We start from the raw sequence: 16,369 nt of genomic DNA on the forward strand, positions 1-16,369 counted from the left end.
AATTATCTTTCAATGTCAAGAAAAATATGTAAATAATAGATTCGAATGTAAGAATAATAATTGATTAACGACAAAAACGATATTGGACAATCGGAAAGAGGGCTCACAAAAGAACTTATGGCAAAGAAAGAACCGACGTCAGCGCTTAGCTTCCGTCGGTTCTTATTGTGTACCGGAATATTTCGCTCCCCTGGCTGCGGCGGAGGCGCCCCTCCGTATCGAATAGATTCAAAGATTGTGTTTGGTACTACATGATTACTCTTCGAGCGCAAATAAAAGTTTTCGAATAATATTTATCATTCATATCGCTGATGATAACCCCCTTGTCCAGGGTAGAACAGTGCAGGAATTTTCCTTCGCTCAAATAAATGCCTACATGCCCGATTCGATCAATGCCCTTTTTGTTTTGCGTGTCACTGTTCCAGAAAAACACGAGGTCTCCACTTCGGAGTTGCGCTTTTTCAACACTTTTACCTTGGATGGACTGTTGCGCAGCCGTACGATTCAGTTGTATGTGATTTACCCCGTACACGTACTGCGTAAAGCTTGAACAGTCAAAGGCAGTGGGGGTCATCGACTTGGCGCCATATTTATAGGGCTTGCCCAGCAGTTTTTTTCCTGTAGAGACGAGCGCATTGATGATTTTTTGCCGTTCATCATTGTTGGCGCTTTGCGCTGATTGGATCGGTTGCATTACGTTCTGAGGTAAGTTCGAGGTAGGTAGAGGTTGCATTGCGGTTTGGGCTGAAATCGAGGGAGAGAGAGGTTGTGTGCTGCTCGTTTTAGACTTTTGCTGAATTGGAAGATTTAATAGTTGTCCTATTTTTAAACTGTTTGGATTTTTTAATTGCGGATTCGCTTCAATGAATTTATTTACACTTACGCCGGCATGTTGGGAAATCGACCATAAGGTGTCGCCGGATTTTACTGTGTATGTATGATCGTCGGCAAAAGCTTGATTCGGAACAGATATTAAAAACATGGTTAATACAATGGGGCAAAAAAAATATACGCATATCTTATCGTGTTGTTTGTTCATCGATAGTTCTCCTTTGAAGTGAATCTTCGCAGTGAGTCAATCTTTCTCGTGAAAGGCGCCGGTGATCGTTTCTATGCGTTTTTCGACGTACGAAAAGCAATTCCTGTCTTGGGGAAAAAAGAAATCGATACAACTCGGAATATGCGATCACTTGCCGGAGAATACTGGCAGGTGATTGAAAAGGCAAAACGATGGTGCGAAGGAGTTCGGTTTGATGAAGGTATTACTGGTCAACGGCAGTCCCCATGAAAAAGGGTGCACCTATACGGCATTGTCCGAAGTGGCCGGCGCGTTGGAAAAAGAGGGTGTGGAAACAGAAATCTTTCAAGTCGGAAAAAATCCGATCGCCGGTTGTCACGGTTGCTTCGCCTGTCAGAAGACAGGGAGATGCTTTATGAAGGACCCAGTCAATGAATTTTTAGACAAGGCGGCAGAGACGGACGGCTTTGTTTTTGGCTCGCCGGTGCATTTTGCTTCCGCTTCCGGCATGTTGACGTCCTTCATGGACAGGGTGTTTATTAGCGGCCTTCGGAGCGGACTGTTTGCCTACAAGCCCGCAGCGGCTATCGTCAGCGCTCGTCGCGGCGGAACCACCGCGACATTCGATCAGATCAATAAATATTTCACCATTTCGCAAATGCCGGTCGTATCGTCTCAGTATTGGAATATGGTGCACGGAAATACGCCGGAAGAAGTCAAGCAGGATTTGGAGGGGATGCAGACCATGCGCACCCTCGGCAACAATATGGCTTGGTTGTTAAAATCCATTGCAGCAGGAAAAGCGGCAGGTGTGGCGTTTCCGGAGAGAGAACCACGGGCGATTACAAACTTTATACGGTAGCCCATAAAAAAGCAAAAAAATGCCCTCCGCCTGTTTATCTATTTGCATAGAAGGCCGGAGGGCTTTTAAGTTCTCGCGAACTATCTGATTTTTACCGCTGTCCCGCTGGCAGTGACCATTAACATGCCATCACGGATCACCTCATAATCGATATCAATGCCGATCACGGCATTAGCGCCGAGACGATGGGCCTGTTCTTTCATCTCCCGAATGGCGATTTGACGGGCCTCGTTGAGTTTTTCCTCATAAGCGCCGGAACGCCCGCCGATCACGTCTGTGATGCTCGCCAGAAAGTCCCGAACAACATTTGCCCCCATCACGGCCTCTCCGGCGACAATGTCCAGGTAATCCGTGATTGAGCGCCCCTCGATGTTATGTGTGGTGGTAATGATCATTTCTTCGACCTCCTTATCCTGTTATTCAGATCATATCAGAAAACAGCCGGATTTAACCATGTATGTCACGTTGATTTCACCACATATTTCACCATATATTCCACAAAAACAACAGCCCGTTCGAAGCTAGAAAACCCTCTCCCGCTTATACCAAAGCCGGAGAGGGTTTTTTCAATGCTGTTGCAAGGGAGACCGACCGCGCTCGATACGACCAAGACAACAGTTGTAAGCAAAACGAAGCAAATCGTTTCTAGCATTTACGATGGAGAGATAACTGGCCGAGAAGGGGAACTTCTACATTGGTATCACCAAAGAAATTAGCGTAAAATATTAATCGACATGATAATATTATATATTATCATAAAAACACTGATTTGTCAATAGCTTTTTATTAGGAGGTTTCATGATGACGATTCATCGTTCCAGCATCACAGCGCTGATGAGCGCATATGTGCGGGCTTATCACTCGAAGCGCGATGCTAATCCGATCTTTGACGATTTCTTCGCGGAACGGTTGTTTACGGTAGAGGAGCGTTCATCGATTGAAAGCAACCTGGTCGCTGCGTTGCCCTTTTTTGATCCAGAAAGAGTCACATCATGCCCCGATGCGGATGCCGCATTGTCGTTGGTCATTCGGGCCATGAACGCAACCACCGTAATCAGCCGCGCGCGTTACACCGAGGATGTATTGGCAAAGATGGTCCATGAGGGTGTGCAGCAGTATGTGATCCTCGGGGCGGGTATGGACACCTTCGCCCTCCGGCGGTCCGATATGTTAGGGCAAATCGAAGTCTTCGAATTAGACCACCCCGCCACCCAGGCCGATAAACGCAGGCGCCTTGAACGCGCCGGAGTGTCCTGTCCGGAGCGATTGCATTTTATTCCCATCGATTTCACGACAGAGAGACTGCCGGATGCGCTAAACAGGTCACGGTATTCCCCTGAAAAAAGCACGCTCTTTAGTTGGCTGGGCGTCACCTATTACCTGACCGGCGAAGAGGTGCTTCGCGCGCTGCGGGATATCGCCACCCTGTCACCGGGAGGCAGTGCGATCATCTTCGACTACATGGATGCCGACGCGCTGGATCCCCGGAAAGCATCTATGAGAATGCAGAAGGTGCAGGCGATCGCCGGTCGTTCCGGCGAACCGATGAAGACAGGCTTTGATCCGCGCAGTTTGGCGGAAGACCTTGCGAAAACCGGCTTGCTTGTTAAGGAAAACCTGTGTCCTGCCGATATAGAAGAGCGCTATTTTAGAGGACGCATCGACGGGTGCCACGCATTCGAACATGTGCATTTCGCGTGGGCTGTTGTCGCATAGAGGCGGGGATATCGTTACGTAGAGAGGCCTCCTCCGACTCGTACAGATGTGTCTGTCATTGATCCCGCACATCCTGCTGGGACAAGCCTTGCCAAAAGGCGATGGCGATGCCTGACCAGACAAAGGTGGCATAGGAAGCATCAATCCCGGCGATGATCGAAAAGGCGACACCGGTCAGGCTGACGGCAAGGTAGCCGGCAAACCCTTTTGTCATCTGCTGTGGTTGGGGTATGCGGTTTCGCAATCCGTAACCGATGACAAAGGCCGTCGCCACCGTGATGATCAGGATGAGCAAAGGCATAGCGCGCCACCTCCTATCTACGCCTCCGGCTGAAACGTCCCCTCCGAGGGGCGTTTTCTTTATGCTCCCCTTGGCGCCTTTGTACAAACCGAAATCTCAATGCCTGAGGCGTTTCACTGAACAGCGTGTTCACATTCCGGTGTTTCTTCACACACAAAGGCGGCTCACCAGCCAGGGGGGCTTTACATATAGTGCTATAGACTTGGGGAGGGGGTGTGAACCGATCATTCTCGGCATGCTCGTTCATCCCCGAACCATTCGGGAAAATTTCCGTGGCAACCGGCTATTTTTCGGGCAGATGGCGCTGTTGGGGAAGACAATGGATATCACCCTGGTCGTTTTCCCGCCAAAGCATGTCGACTGGCAGCGCTGTCACGTGAAGGGGTATGTCTATGACAGCCGGAGACAGCGCTGGATTCTGCGACGAACGCCCATTCCGGATGTCGTCTATGACCGCTATATCCCCCATGATTTGCAAACAGCCAGGGTGATCTCCTGCAGGCGGGCCTTCCAGATGCGGGGGATTCCCATCTTCAATCCCCCCTTCGGCGGCAAATACGGTGTCTACCGGCGACTGCTCAATGATCCGGCCATCGCTCCCCACCTGCCGGAAACGCGATTGCTCATGGGAGAGCGGGGGTGGTCATCCAGGCTGGCAGCATGGCGGAAGGTGTACCTCAAACCGGACAAGGGATCAAAAGGCAAGGGGATCATCCGCATGTCCCTAGCTGGAGAAGAAGAGGTCGTCGTCGAGCCAACGGGCGGGCAGAGACAGTACTTGCGACGCAAGGCAGCCTGGCGGTGGCTCAAGAGCCGGACGTTAGGGCAGCGCTACCTGATCCAGCGGGCCATCGAACCGGCTTGCTGGAAGGGGCGCATCTATGACCTGCGCGTCCTGGTCCAGCGGGAGATGCGCGGGCAATGGGAGGTCACTGGGGGCAGCGCGCGGGTGACGGGCAATGGGATCACCTGCAACCTGCACACCGGCGCCAGCGCCGCGCCGCTTTCGGAGGCGCTGGCAGAGAGCGGTGTTGAGGTGACGGCGGAACAGGTTTTTGCGCTGTCCCTGCGCATCGCCCACGCCCTGTCCCGCCACTACCCGGGACTGGCGGAACTAGGGCTCGACTTCCTGGTTGATCGCGAAGGCAGGGTATGGTTTTTAGAAGCCAATTCACGCCCCGGGCGGAGCATCTTCAGTCGCATCGGCGACTTGCAAGGGCGCCTCACGGCGGTCCGCCGGCCCTTGGAGTATGCGCGGTATCTGGCAGGGAAAGAGGCCGGGTGAGAGCATGGGCACCATCTACCTGACGGCCCACCAGGCCGGGACAATCGGCGTCGAAGCGGGGAAAGCAGTCCTCATCCGCGCCGGCGTGCTCTCCTGGCAGGCAAATGTCCGTGTCGTTTCAACCAAACTGCAGTCCCCGCTCGCTCCGGGCGTGCTGTCCGGCCTGCACTGGCCTGCCGATCTACCCTATCAACTCACCTACTCGAAAGAGGAGCAGGCCTTTGTCGCCGGTCCTCTGCTCGGTATTTTTTCCTACCGTTATCCAAACAAATCCTACCTCTGGTCGTCTCACTTAAAAGAAACCCAGCGCTACGCCCGTGACTTGGGCGTTATTGCTGTCGTTTTTAGTCCTCAGGACATTGATTGGGGGGAGCGGACGGTGACAGGCGTCATCCTCGTCGGTGATGAGTGGCGCAAGAAGACCTTCCCCATCCCCCGGGTCGTCTATAACCGAATTCCTTCGCGAAAGGTAGAGAACCTGCCGGAGGTCATCGACTGCAAAAATCATCTGCTCGAAATACCGGGCCTGATTCTCTTCAACCCCCGCTACCTCGACAAGTGGGAGACCCACCGTCTGCTCCAGCAGCACGTCGCCGTCCGGTCGCTTCTGCCGGAAACGCGCCTGTTGCAGAAAGCGGAGGATATCTGGCCCTTGCTTAAAGAGCACCGCGTCGTCTACATTAAACCGATCCATGGGACCCAGGGATATGGCATCTACCGGATCGGCCTCCACCCGTCAGGGGGGTACTCCTGGATCGGCTGCCAATCGGCGGTCACCCTGGGGCTGGCGTACACGCGAAACGCGATTGAAGCCAAGATCAAACGGCTCCTTGAACGAACCGCCTATGTGGCGCAGCAGGGGTTGCGCCTGGCCTTGATCGAGGGGGCGCCCTTCGACATCCGCCTGCTGGCGCAGAAAGACGGCCGAGGGAAATGGGGGATTACCAAGGCGTTCGGCCGGATTGCCCCGCCGGGCAAGTTCACCTCCAACCTCAGCCAAGGCGGAAAGGCGATGGGCATCCTCAATTCCTTGAAGGCCGCCTCGCTGCCGCCGAAGCGAAAACGGTCGACCATCCTCAGAGAATTGCAGCGGTGGGGGGGAGCACTGCCCCGCATCTTGGAGGAGAGCGCTGGATTTACACTGGGGGAATTGGGGCTAGACATGGCAATTGACCGAAGCGGCAAGGTCTGGTTGCTGGAAATCAACGCCAAACCCTTCAAACGGCTCGACGAAGGGGAGGGGGATCCGCGGCTCGTCCGTCTTTCCCTGGAGCGGCCAGTCGTCTATGGGCGCTTCCTGGACGGATTTGAGGACGAAGGAAGGGGCCGATCTCCATGACGGGGCCTTATGTAGGGATTCTGGCCGCCGGCGAAGGGTCGAAAACAGCACCTTTTGGCCGGTGGTCGCCGGCGATCGCTGAAACAGTGAATGCCTTGCGCCTGCGGGGGATCAATGCCGTCGCCGTGGCTGTCGACGACCTGGGACAGAAACGCTTCGTGAGGGTCTGGCGGCCGGGGGTGGGGCATCGTTGGCATGGGGAACTCAAGGCAGCGCCAAAAATCCTCTACAACCGCATCCTCAACCGCAGCCGGGAGCACCGGCCTGAGGTGCAGTCACTCTTGCGCACTTTAACACAGCAGGGGGATATCCTTTTCAATCCAGGCTACCTGTCAAAGGCTGTCCTCTACCGTCACCTGTCCGGCAGCGCAGTGGCTGACTACCTGCCGGAAACGTCGCTGCAGCCGGCGCCGTCAGACGTGCTGGCTATGCTGGCGCGCCGCTCCTGCCTGTATCTGAAACCGGTCGACAGTTGCGGCGGCAGGGGGATCTTTCAGATCCGTCAGAACGGTCCCGCCTGGCAGGTGACGGAGGTCCGCAAGAAGATCGCCCTTACGTCTTCCTTCCATGAAAGGCAGGAACTGCTGGCCTGGCTCGACCGTCTGCTACACCGGCGTGAGTACCTGTGCCAGCAGGCCTTGTCGCTTGATCGCATCGATGGCCGGCCCTATGACTTTCGCGTCCTCGTCCAAAAAGATGGTCGGGGCCGCTGGACGTACGTTGATGCCGGTATCCGGCTGGCTGCGCCCGGTCACGTGGTTACCCACCGTCCCAACGGAGGGCGGATCCTTCGCCGGGAGCAGTTGCTGCGCCTCCGATTCGACCGCTTTCGTTGGAAAGCCATTGAATCAGAAATAGCGGCAGCGGCCATCGCGGCGGCCCGCGCACTCGAGGCAGGCAGCGGAGAGCACTTTGGGATTTTGACATTGGATATGGGCTTAGAACGGACTAGTGAACGTTTATGGCTCCTGGAGATCAACGCCAAGCCGGGACGTTTTGACGAACCCTGGATTCAACTGAAAAGCGACTACCTGCTGGCATCGTACATCAGACATCTGGCGGCCCGGAGGGGGGAGTTTCATGAAAATATATATTCACCATGAACCAAATTCAAGCGTATCGGAATTGACGCGTCGGCTGTCTGCTCGCGGCGTCAACGTGACCGCCGGCCGGCAGGGGCCGGAAGAACCGGTCGACTGGTGGATCGAATGGGGGGCAGGGAGGGAGAGTCAATCGGCAGCCGCCCAGAGGCTGTTCAATGCGCGGGCGGTCGCTTCCCCGGCGACCGATTTTGATACGGTGGAAACGGTGCTGCAAAAAAATCACCTGCAGGCGCTGCTCGGGGAGGATCCCAGCCGTTGGCCCCTCTCCGTCTGGCCGAAGGAATACCTGATCTATCTATGGGATTGCCGCGTTGTCGCCGTTCAGCGTAAGGTCTTGATTACACAGCAACTGCGCGATCTGCTGCCTAACAAATCGGTGGCGCCTGCCTTTCACTGGGTCGAACAGTTGACACCCTGGGAAGAGGAACGGATGGTCAGCGCAGCCATCCGGGCGCTACACTGCCTGGGTATTGATTTTGGCAGAGTCCACCTGGGCGTCAACCGCTCCCGCGGCCCCATCATCCTCGGTATCGACCCGGCGCCTGTGGTCCGCAAGAGGCTGGCCCAGGCTTACGCTGAGGCGATCGCAACGTCCATCCGGGAGTGGCAGGAAAAAGCGTCTGTGACCATCGGCTCTGACCCCGAGTTCATGCTCTCCCTCGTTCCCGGTCGGCGCATGGTGCCGGCCTCCCGGTTTTTTCCGCGCACGGGGACGGTCGGTTGCGATAACCGCAGAGCCTTCGGGGCATCCGACGACCTGCCCCTGGCTGAAGTCCGCCCGGCGCCGGCCGAAAACGCGGTTGAGGCGCTCCAGCAGTTGCGCAACGTCCTCAATGAGGCGAACCGCCTCTGTCCCTACGCCAACATCGCCTGGGTGACCGGATCAGAACCCTACCCCGGTTATCCGACAGGCGGTCACATCCATTTTGGCGGACTACAGCCGAACAGCCGTCTCATTCGCGCACTTGATCAATACTTGGCATTGCCGCTGCTTTATCTGGAAAACCCGGAGACGGCTGCCCGGCGTCGCCAGTTCTACGGCGCCCTCGGCGATTTCCGTGTGAAGCCTCACGGTTTTGAATATCGCACCCCGGGATCATGGCTGGCTTCTCCGGAGACAGCCTGGATCGCCCTGCACCTGGCCGCTGTTGTGGCCCAGCACTACCGGAGGTTGGAACGGTGGGACTTCCTGCTGCCGGAGGCACAAGAGGCATTTTACAGTGGGAAGCGAAAAGCGCTCATGCCCCTGTTGCGGCAGACGCTGCTCGATTTGGTCGCCCTTGACGATTCAGAAACGATGCGCCGCCTGGCCCAGCGGATCTGGACGATGGCCGAAGAAGAGGGCTATGTCCAGGAGGACATCGATATCCGCCGCGCCTGGAAACTGCCCGTTGGGATCCATCGCTACCGGTATGTCCCTCGTCCCCGCTACAGCATCTCCTGGCTAGGCGGCAGCGCCAACCGGATCTAAAAAAACCCTGCGGGATCATGCCCGACAGGGTTTTTTTCCTAAGGTCTCAAACCAGTTCTTGCGCCATTTCCGTGAGTCGCTCCGCCATGCGACTGATCTGGTCCAGGGCCTGGGTGATGTTTTCCGCCATGTGCACCTGAGCCTGGGTGATCTTGTTCAGTTCTTCGCCCTCTTTGGATACGGTCAGGATCAGTTGATGGATGCGGCTCAACGTGCCTGCGATCTGATCGGCTGAACTGGCGCTGTCCTGGGCCAGCTTTTGGATTTCCCCGGCCACGACGGCAAAGCCGAGGCCCAACTCGCCGGCCCGAGCGGCCTCTATGGAGGCGTTCAATCCGAGCAGGCGCGTCTGATTGGCCACCTTGCGGATGAATTTGACCACATCGTCAGTGGCGGCGACTTTTTGTTTTGCCTCCGTTGATGTCTCATTCAGCGCTGTGTTGGCTTGGGCCAGATCCTGCGAGGACTTGGCGATGATGCCAGCGGAGGCGTTTATCTCCTGGACAGAGGCGTTTAGCTCTTCCGCCATAGCTTGCAAAGCCACTTGGCGGTGAATGGGGGTCGCGAAGGCCACGGCGCCCAGGATCTCGCCGCCGGGACCGGGAATCGGCCAGCCGATAGCCATATAGTCAACGCCGTAGACAGACTTGTCTACCTTGCGGGTGACGCGCCGGTTTTCATTGATGGCAATATAGGCTGCCGTCGTCGAGGGCAACGTATCGCCAGGGCGGATGCGGAGATTGAGGTCGGGCGCCGGGGTATAGGACAGGACCTTCAGGTTGCGGTCACAAACGGTAACGGAAGCGGCGTGAGGCAGGATTTCATTGATGTGTTTGTTGATAGCTACAAAATGATCCAGCAAAGTCATGTCGCTCATCCAGACTCCTCCATATTCGATTGCCCGATTCGATTACCCAGTTGGCTTACTCCATTTGATCATCCAGTTTGCGCACCCGTTCATTCACCCGATTCCATTACCGGAACCCATTATTGCCCCTATGCAACCGCTATAAAAGGGGAGAAGCGGCGACATTCGCGAATAGGGGAGGCATAGATTAGATACGGCATATTTATCTGAATATATCACCAATTTAGGCCTCACCTGCATTTATGATAAACACAACTCCCTTCTTGGTCAACGTACGATTTCTTTTGACAAAGTTCGCAAAGGGGCAAAACCCTTGCTAGTGAATGAAATAACATTTATAAAAATAAAGACATACTAAATGCCCATTTTTCGCGCTTAAAAGCAGGAAATCAGAAGTGCGGGTCGAAATAGTGTCACCGAATTGTTACGTAAGGAGTGCATTATTGTTGGCCGTAAAAGTGGGGATTAACGGCTTCGGCCGTATCGGGCGCAACGTTTTCCGGGCAGCCGTTGACCGCGATGATGTGGAGATCGTCGCCGTCAACGTTACCTCGGATCCGCAAACGACAGCCTATCTGATGAAGTATGACTCCGTTCATGGCACTTTTAACGCCGATGTGAAAGCCACGGAAGACAGCATCATCGTCAACGGCAAACCTGCCCGCATCGTGTCTGATCGCGACCCCGCTCGGCTTCCTTGGGGCGATCTGGGCGTTGATATTGTTATCGAGTCGACGGGGAAGTTCAATAAAGGGGAAGAAGCGGCCAAGCATCTCGTCGGCGGCGCCAAAAAGGTGATCATCACAGCGCCCGCCAAAAACGAGGACGTCACCATCGTGATGGGCGTCAATGACCATATTTACGACCCGGAGCGGCATCATATTATCTCCAACGCCTCTTGCACGACCAACTGCCTGGCGCCGGTAGCCAAGGTGCTCCACCGTGAGTTTGGCATCGTAGAAGGCCTGATGACGACGGTCCACGCCTTTACCAACGACCAGCGCATCCTCGATGACGCCCATAAGGACCTGCGCCGCGCCCGCGCCCTCGACCTCTCCATCATTCCCACGACCACCGGGGCTGCCAAGGCCGTCTCCCTCGTCCTCCCTGAACTGGAAGGCCGGTTGAACGGTTTTTCCCTGCGCGTGCCTGTTCCGAATGTTTCTGTCGTCGACCTCGTCGTCACCCTGGAACGCTCCGTCGATAAGGAGACGATCAACGAAGCGCTCCGCGCTGCGGCCAAAGGGGATATGGAGGGGATCCTCTCCGTCTGTGACGAGCCCCTCGTCTCCAACGATTTTCTGGGCACCCACTACTCGTCCATCGTCGACGCCTTGTCCACCATGGTCACATCAGGCCGCATGGCCAAGGTTGTCGCCTGGTATGACAACGAGTGGGGCTATTCCTGCCGCGTCCTTGATCTGGCGGCGAAGGTGGGGAAACAACTGTAGGTCGAGTGTAGGTTGAGGAAAGCCTCCTGTAAAAATGCCGCCGTTGCGGATGGGATGTAGGAAGATCGCGCTCCTTTGTCGAACCTGTGAGGGGTGAGGAGGTGCCTTATGGAAGCGCGCTGCATGCTCTGCGGAAAGAAGGACGAAATCGACAAAAACCATCCCAAGTGGTCCGATTTTCAAGGAAAAACGAAAATCACTGGATACATATGCCTGCGTTGTACGGCCAAGATTAATTTTGAGGCCAATGAGTCGCAAAAGGTACCTAAACCGATGTAGGAACGGCGAAAGCCGTTTCTCTTTTTTGGGGATAACTGATCCGAGTGCGCTTGGCGTATTGACAGGATGGGCGGGGAAAGAGTATATTGGATCCGGGTCAGGCGGACCTTGGGAGGTAGAACGAAATGATCAAGACCTATATTTTCGACGCGCAGCAAGACAAGGTCCTCCATGATATCAACCCTGATCAATTGGAGCAATGGCTCGCTTCCCCTGACAACCTGATCTGGATCGATCTCTATGATTATGACGCCGACGAGGTCAACCAGGTGGCCCGTGTCTTCGACTTTCACCCGCTGGCCATCGAAGACGTGCTCCATGCCAGCCCCCGCGCGAAGGTTGACCGGTATGACCGCTACTTTTTCTTCGTCTTCCACGCCCTCCGCTATGACGAAGAAAGCGACGATGAGTTGACCCTCTTCGAATTGGACGTTTTTTTAGGCAAAAACTACATTGTCACGCTACACCGCTCCGCATTGCCGGCTGTTGGGCGTGTGGCGTACCACTGCCTGCGGGGAACGCGTCTGATGAACCGCGGTCCCGACTACCTCATCTACGCCATCGTCGACGGCATCATCGACGAGTACTTTCCTATCGTGGAACGACTCGGCGACCGGATCGACGAACTGGAAGATGAACTGTACATCAATCCGGCCCGCGAGACGACGGACGAGATGCTGGCGCTGAAACGAACCCTGCTCCTCTTGCGCAAGACTGTGCTGCCCCAGAAGCGGATCTTTTCCAACATCAACGGCCGCTACTCTTTCGAGGTGCGGGAAGACAACCGCCCCTATTATCTCGATTTGGTGGACCATATCGAGCGGATCTCCGACACCATCGACACCTACCGCGACCTCGTCAATAGCGCTATGGACACCTATTTCTCGATTATCTCGAACCGGACGAACGAGATCATGCGGGTGCTGACGATCATCTCTACCATCTCCATGCCGTTGACGGTCGTCACAGGCGCCTTCGGGATGAACGTGCCCATCCCCGCCCATGAGAACCCCTTCATGTTCTACGCCATCTGGCTGAGCATGGCAGCCCTATCGGCAGGGATGATTTATTGGTTCCGGCGAAAGAAGTGGATATGAGTTTAAAATAATGAAGAGACGCTATTCCAATCGCGGAATGGCGTCTCTTTTCGTTCGTTCACTCTTCCTTGAACTAAAATCGGAAAAAACCATAGCCATAATCCTTCCGGTCTCCGATGGCGACGGCGTGTTCCAGCATGAACTGGCGCACATCAGCTGGGGCAGGGGGGGCGCCGGATTTCTTCCGTCTTTCTGCCATCAGCAGGGCGGCGGCGCCAGTGATATGGGGCGCGGCCATACTGGTGCCGGAAAGGCGCACATAGCGGTTCAAAGGGTAGGTGCTTAGGATGTTGACACCCGGAGCGGCAAGGAACAATTCCGGTCCTTGGCTGGAAAAGGGGGCCCGTTTGACGCTGCGGTCGACGGCGGCTACCGTGAGCACCAGATCGGCCCAGCGCCCCGGATAATCGATGGAGTCCTTTGTGAACGCTTTTGAAGCATCGTTTCCGGCAGCGGCTACAAAAGTGACCCCTGCCTGATTGGCTTTTTCCATAATGGCGCGCAGTTTGGCGTTCGGCTTTTGGCTCCCGAAGGATAGGTTGAGCAGATGAATTCCATTGTCAAGCGCCCATTCAATAGCGGCGATGACATGCTCCTGGCCGCCTTCTCCTTTTTCATCGAGCACCTTGAGCGCGTACAGTTGGGTTTTCGGGGCGACTCCGACGATGCCGATGCCGTTGTCCGAGCCCGCGATGATCCCTGATACATGGGTGCCATGGCCATGATCATCGGCATAGTTGTCATTATTGTCGAGAAAGTTGTAGCCTCCCCGGATATTCTCTTTCAAATCGGGGTGCGCCCTATCGATGCCTGTATCCAAGACAGCGACACGAATGTTTTCGCCCTTAGATCGGAGCCATTGCCGGGGTGCGTTCATCAGCTTAATGCCGTAATCGATCACCTGTCCGGGCACTCGGTCCATAATCCGGTGGATGGTGAGAGGGAAGAGGTGGTTTTTTCCGTACTGTGGCAGTCCAGCGCCTCGGGCTGTGACGAGATCACTCATGCAAAAAAGCTCCTTTCCCACAAGCAGCGACGTAGTCGTGATCCAACTTATGGAAAAGAAGGTTGTATCGTTCCCGTCTGGTTCGACAAAAGCGGTGAAAAAACGAAAGAGGAAAGCAGAGGGAATCGACGAATAGGATAGTGGATAAAAATGGAAATATATTCCGGGGGTGCTTGCCATGGGGATGTTGGTCAAACTCTTTCAACGGCGCGGTAGTGGATGGAATGACCCGTCGCCGGGAGAATTGTCATTGCCGCCGGGCTTGGGAATTTCCGACCAGTGGAACGGAGCGGGCTATGAGGGATTTCGCAAGCCGGGAAAGCAGGAACCGCAGCTCTATGATGAGGAAGAAAGGCGGATGCTGCGAGATATCAACCTGTCCCTGATCATTATCAAGATGACATTCCAATTGGCCGATGATCGCCGGTTTGCTTCCAGCATGGTAGCTCGTCACCTGCAGCCTTTCGTCGTCCTTGATATGGACAAGTCGCGAAAATCATACTTACAGTTGCTTGCCCAGGTGGCCCGTGACGAATCGGCCAATTTTGCCACCCGAGCAGGCTTCGAGAGCTTTGAGGCCTTGGGCCGGCGGTGGCAGAAGTCCGGAAAGGACCTCTACGATCAGTCCCTCCTGATGGGACCAATGGGGGACCAGTTTGAGAGCAAGCTCCAGCACATCCTGCGTAAATTCGCCAAGGCGGCCCAGGCGCCCTATTTGACAGTGGTGACGCGGTTGCCGGCGGAACCGTTGCGGATCGAGATCCCACGCTTTCAGGTGATCCGCCCCTTTGTCATCGGCGGCATCCCCTGCGCCAGCTTCGAGGATGCGCGATTGCTGGCCCAGACGCTGGCGCCTGCCGTGGCCCGCGATGAGAAGGACGGGCTGATCGAGCACTTTACCAGTCACTATATCGATTGAACTTGTCCTGTTGAGGCAAGGTTTGAGGCAAGCCCAAGGAAAGGATTGATTCATAATAAGCGTCATTCTCTTTTCTCTTGAACCCCCCGCCATTCTGCGGTAAACTGTGATGGAGAATAGGGGGGAGGGGTATTCTTTGGACTCGGTTTCCTTGACAGTCGCTTTTCTCGCAGGGATCGCTTCCTTTTTATCGCCCTGCGTATTACCGCTCGTGCCGGCTTATGTGACGTACCTTACCGGCTCTGTCGTCGCTGAACTGCCCCAGGGTGAAGCGGGGGAGGGCGAGAAAAAACAACCAAACAGTCCATTCTGGCGCGCCATCGCCTTTGTCCTCGGCTTCTCTGTCGTCTTCATCGCCTTAGGGGCGACGGCCACGGTGCTCGGGAAATGGTTGGTTCAATATCAAGGGGCCTTGCGCGTGGCCGCCGGGGCGATCATCGTTCTTTTCGGCCTCCATTTGAGCGGGCTGTTGCCGATTCCCGGCCTCTACCGGGAGGTTCGCTTGGGCGGTAAGCCGAAGACGGGTGGATGGCTCGGCGCCTTTCTGCTGGGCATGGCTTTCGCCGCCGGCTGGTCGCCCTGTGTGGGGCCAATCCTGTCGGCCATCTACATCTATGCGGCCACTGGAGAGACACTGGGTCAGGGATTGGCGCTGCTGACAGCCTACTCGACGGGGTTGGCCATTCCTTTCCTGGTGACAGCCTTGTCGATCGCCAGGTTTGACTTCTGGTTCCGGCGCATGAGCCGCCATCTCACCAAGATCTCTATGGCCAGCGGCGTCATCATGGTGGCCGTCGGCGTATTGATCCTGACGGACCGACTGGGCAGAATGAGCGCCTACCTGGACTTTTTGCCGAGCTTCTGAAATCCTGATAAATCGCTTAAAAATGAACAAAAAAGAGACCCGGGGAAGAATTCCCTGGGTCTTGCAGTTTGGTTTGCAACAACAAAAAAACTGCGTCTCTAGGCCGCAGTTTTCTGTCATAATGGGGCGATTGAGGGGACTTGAACCCCCGAATGCCGGAGCCACAATCCGGTGCGTTAACCACTTCGCCACAACCGCCATAATGAATGGAGCGGAAGACGAGATTCGAACTCGCGACCCTCGCCTTGGCAAGGCGATGCTCTACCGCTGAGCTACTTCCGCAAAATGGTGATCCATGCTGGACTCGAACCAGCGACACCCTGATTAAAAGTCAGGTGCTCTACCAACTGAGCTAATGGATCATGAGAGTGAGATCAAGTAAATGGCTGGGGAGGCTGGATTCGAACCAACGAATGGCGGAGTCAAAGTCCGCTGCCTTACCGCTTGGCTACACCCCAGTGATGGTGGAGGGAGAAGGATTCGAACCTTCGAAGGCAGAGCCGGCAGATTTACAGTCTGCTCCCTTTAGCCACTCGGGAATCCCTCCGTGAAATGGTGCCTCGGGGCGGAATCGAACCACCGACACGAGGATTTTCAGTCCTCTGCTCTACCGACTGAGCTACCGAGGCGTTGGTGACCCGTAGGGGATTCGAACCCCTGTAACCGCCGTGAAAGGGCGGTGTCTTAGACCGCTTGACCAACGGGCCAAATCGCGAACGCAAGAGAGATTATAACGGATTCATGAAGGCAAATCAACACTATTTTTGACGGAAAAAATAGAAATATATT

The 16,369-nt window shown here is 55.4% G+C and carries 16 protein-coding genes and 7 tRNA genes; 11 read left to right on the forward strand and 12 right to left on the reverse strand.

Translation table 11 applies throughout. The features are described from left to right. Positions 1-247 precede the first annotated feature (247 nt). Positions 248-1,039: an NlpC/P60 family protein gene (locus GTO91_RS02335; RefSeq protein ID WP_161254317.1), complete on the reverse strand. Its 792-nt coding sequence runs from the start codon at positions 1,037-1,039 to the stop codon at positions 248-250. A gap of 214 nt (positions 1,040-1,253) precedes the next feature. Here GTO91_RS02335 and GTO91_RS02340 point away from each other — a divergent pair, with 214 nt between their 5' ends. Further along, the gene (locus GTO91_RS02340; RefSeq protein WP_161254320.1) at positions 1,254-1,880 is read left to right on the forward strand and encodes a flavodoxin family protein; all 627 of its coding nucleotides are present in this window, start codon (positions 1,254-1,256) and stop codon (positions 1,878-1,880) included. An 80-nt stretch (positions 1,881-1,960) separates the two neighbouring features. Here the strand turns inward: GTO91_RS02340 and GTO91_RS02345 are convergent, their stop codons facing one another. Next, positions 1,961-2,275 (reverse strand): YbjQ family protein, encoded by a 315-nt coding sequence (locus GTO91_RS02345; protein ID WP_161254323.1) that lies wholly within the window; start codon positions 2,273-2,275, stop codon positions 1,961-1,963. A 406-nt stretch (positions 2,276-2,681) separates the two neighbouring features. On the opposite strand from GTO91_RS02345, the gene GTO91_RS02350 reads away from it, so the two are divergent. Then, positions 2,682-3,596: a class I SAM-dependent methyltransferase gene (locus GTO91_RS02350; protein WP_161254325.1), complete on the forward strand. Its 915-nt coding sequence runs from the start codon at positions 2,682-2,684 to the stop codon at positions 3,594-3,596. Positions 3,597-3,651: 55 nt separating this feature from the next. Here the strand turns inward: GTO91_RS02350 and GTO91_RS02355 are convergent, their stop codons facing one another. Then, a complete protein-coding gene (locus tag GTO91_RS02355; protein ID WP_161254327.1) occupies positions 3,652-3,897 on the reverse strand; it encodes a hypothetical protein in 246 nt (81 codons plus the stop codon). Positions 3,898-4,204: 307 nt separating this feature from the next. Here GTO91_RS02355 and GTO91_RS02360 point away from each other — a divergent pair, with 307 nt between their 5' ends. The 4 genes from GTO91_RS02360 to GTO91_RS02375 are packed head-to-tail and all read left to right on the forward strand — an operon-like array spanning position 4,205 to position 9,095. Beyond that, a complete protein-coding gene (locus GTO91_RS02360) occupies positions 4,205-5,182 on the forward strand; it encodes a YheC/YheD family endospore coat-associated protein (protein WP_161254330.1) in 978 nt (325 codons plus the stop codon). 4 nt (positions 5,183-5,186) lie between these two features. Further along, on the forward strand, positions 5,187-6,521 hold the full coding sequence (locus GTO91_RS02365) for a YheC/YheD family endospore coat-associated protein (RefSeq protein ID WP_161254333.1): 1,335 nt from the start codon (positions 5,187-5,189) through the stop codon (positions 6,519-6,521). After that, complete coding sequence (locus tag GTO91_RS02370; RefSeq protein WP_161254334.1) at positions 6,518-7,624, forward strand: YheC/YheD family endospore coat-associated protein; 1,107 nt, start codon at positions 6,518-6,520, stop codon at positions 7,622-7,624. Before GTO91_RS02365 ends, GTO91_RS02370 begins: the two co-directional genes overlap by 4 nt. Continuing rightward, complete coding sequence (locus GTO91_RS02375) at positions 7,602-9,095, forward strand: putative amidoligase domain-containing protein (RefSeq protein WP_161254337.1); 1,494 nt, start codon at positions 7,602-7,604, stop codon at positions 9,093-9,095. Before GTO91_RS02370 ends, GTO91_RS02375 begins: the two co-directional genes overlap by 23 nt. 46 nt (positions 9,096-9,141) lie before the next feature. Here the strand turns inward: GTO91_RS02375 and GTO91_RS18570 are convergent, their stop codons facing one another. Beyond that, the gene (locus tag GTO91_RS18570; protein ID WP_161254340.1) at positions 9,142-9,972 is read right to left on the reverse strand and encodes a methyl-accepting chemotaxis protein; all 831 of its coding nucleotides are present in this window, start codon (positions 9,970-9,972) and stop codon (positions 9,142-9,144) included. 437 nt (positions 9,973-10,409) lie between these two features. On the opposite strand from GTO91_RS18570, the gene gap reads away from it, so the two are divergent. The 3 genes from gap (at position 10,410) to corA (ending at position 12,790) form a co-directional block, all read left to right on the forward strand. After that, the gene (gap, locus tag GTO91_RS02385; RefSeq protein ID WP_161254344.1) at positions 10,410-11,414 is read left to right on the forward strand and encodes a type I glyceraldehyde-3-phosphate dehydrogenase; all 1,005 of its coding nucleotides are present in this window, start codon (positions 10,410-10,412) and stop codon (positions 11,412-11,414) included. A 108-nt stretch (positions 11,415-11,522) separates the two neighbouring features. Beyond that, positions 11,523-11,693, forward strand: coding sequence for a DUF2197 domain-containing protein (locus GTO91_RS02390; RefSeq protein ID WP_161254346.1), 171 nt, complete (start codon positions 11,523-11,525; stop codon positions 11,691-11,693). Between the two features lie 125 nt (positions 11,694-11,818). Beyond that, the gene (corA, locus tag GTO91_RS02395; RefSeq protein ID WP_161254349.1) at positions 11,819-12,790 is read left to right on the forward strand and encodes a magnesium/cobalt transporter CorA; all 972 of its coding nucleotides are present in this window, start codon (positions 11,819-11,821) and stop codon (positions 12,788-12,790) included. A gap of 73 nt (positions 12,791-12,863) precedes the next feature. On the opposite strand, the gene GTO91_RS02400 is transcribed toward corA, so the two are convergent. Continuing rightward, a complete protein-coding gene (locus tag GTO91_RS02400) occupies positions 12,864-13,796 on the reverse strand; it encodes a S8 family peptidase (protein WP_161254351.1) in 933 nt (310 codons plus the stop codon). Positions 13,797-13,974: 178 nt separating this feature from the next. Here GTO91_RS02400 and GTO91_RS02405 point away from each other — a divergent pair, with 178 nt between their 5' ends. Then, positions 13,975-14,715, forward strand: coding sequence for a hypothetical protein (locus GTO91_RS02405; protein WP_161254354.1), 741 nt, complete (start codon positions 13,975-13,977; stop codon positions 14,713-14,715). Between the two features lie 136 nt (positions 14,716-14,851). Next, a complete protein-coding gene (locus GTO91_RS02410) occupies positions 14,852-15,580 on the forward strand; it encodes a cytochrome c biogenesis CcdA family protein (RefSeq protein WP_161254357.1) in 729 nt (242 codons plus the stop codon). 122 nt (positions 15,581-15,702) lie between these two features. On the opposite strand, the gene GTO91_RS02415 is transcribed toward GTO91_RS02410, so the two are convergent. From GTO91_RS02415 to GTO91_RS02445, 7 genes are all read right to left on the reverse strand, one after another. Beyond that, positions 15,703-15,778 (reverse strand) — tRNA-His (locus tag GTO91_RS02415). Between the two features lie 9 nt (positions 15,779-15,787). Then, positions 15,788-15,862, reverse strand: a tRNA-Gly gene (locus tag GTO91_RS02420). A 4-nt stretch (positions 15,863-15,866) separates the two neighbouring features. Beyond that, positions 15,867-15,942: transfer RNA gene (locus GTO91_RS02425), tRNA-Lys, on the reverse strand. 21 nt (positions 15,943-15,963) lie between these two features. Continuing rightward, a tRNA-Gln gene (locus GTO91_RS02430) sits at positions 15,964-16,038 on the reverse strand. 4 nt (positions 16,039-16,042) lie between these two features. Then, positions 16,043-16,127 (reverse strand) — tRNA-Tyr (locus GTO91_RS02435). A gap of 6 nt (positions 16,128-16,133) precedes the next feature. Next, positions 16,134-16,209, reverse strand: a tRNA-Phe gene (locus GTO91_RS02440). 2 nt (positions 16,210-16,211) lie between these two features. Then, positions 16,212-16,287 (reverse strand) — tRNA-Glu (locus tag GTO91_RS02445). Positions 16,288-16,369: the final 82 nt, after the last annotated feature.

Origin of the sequence: Heliomicrobium undosum (assembly GCF_009877425.1) — a bacterium.
Lineage (GTDB): Bacteria > Bacillota > Desulfitobacteriia > Heliobacteriales > Heliobacteriaceae > Heliomicrobium > Heliomicrobium undosum.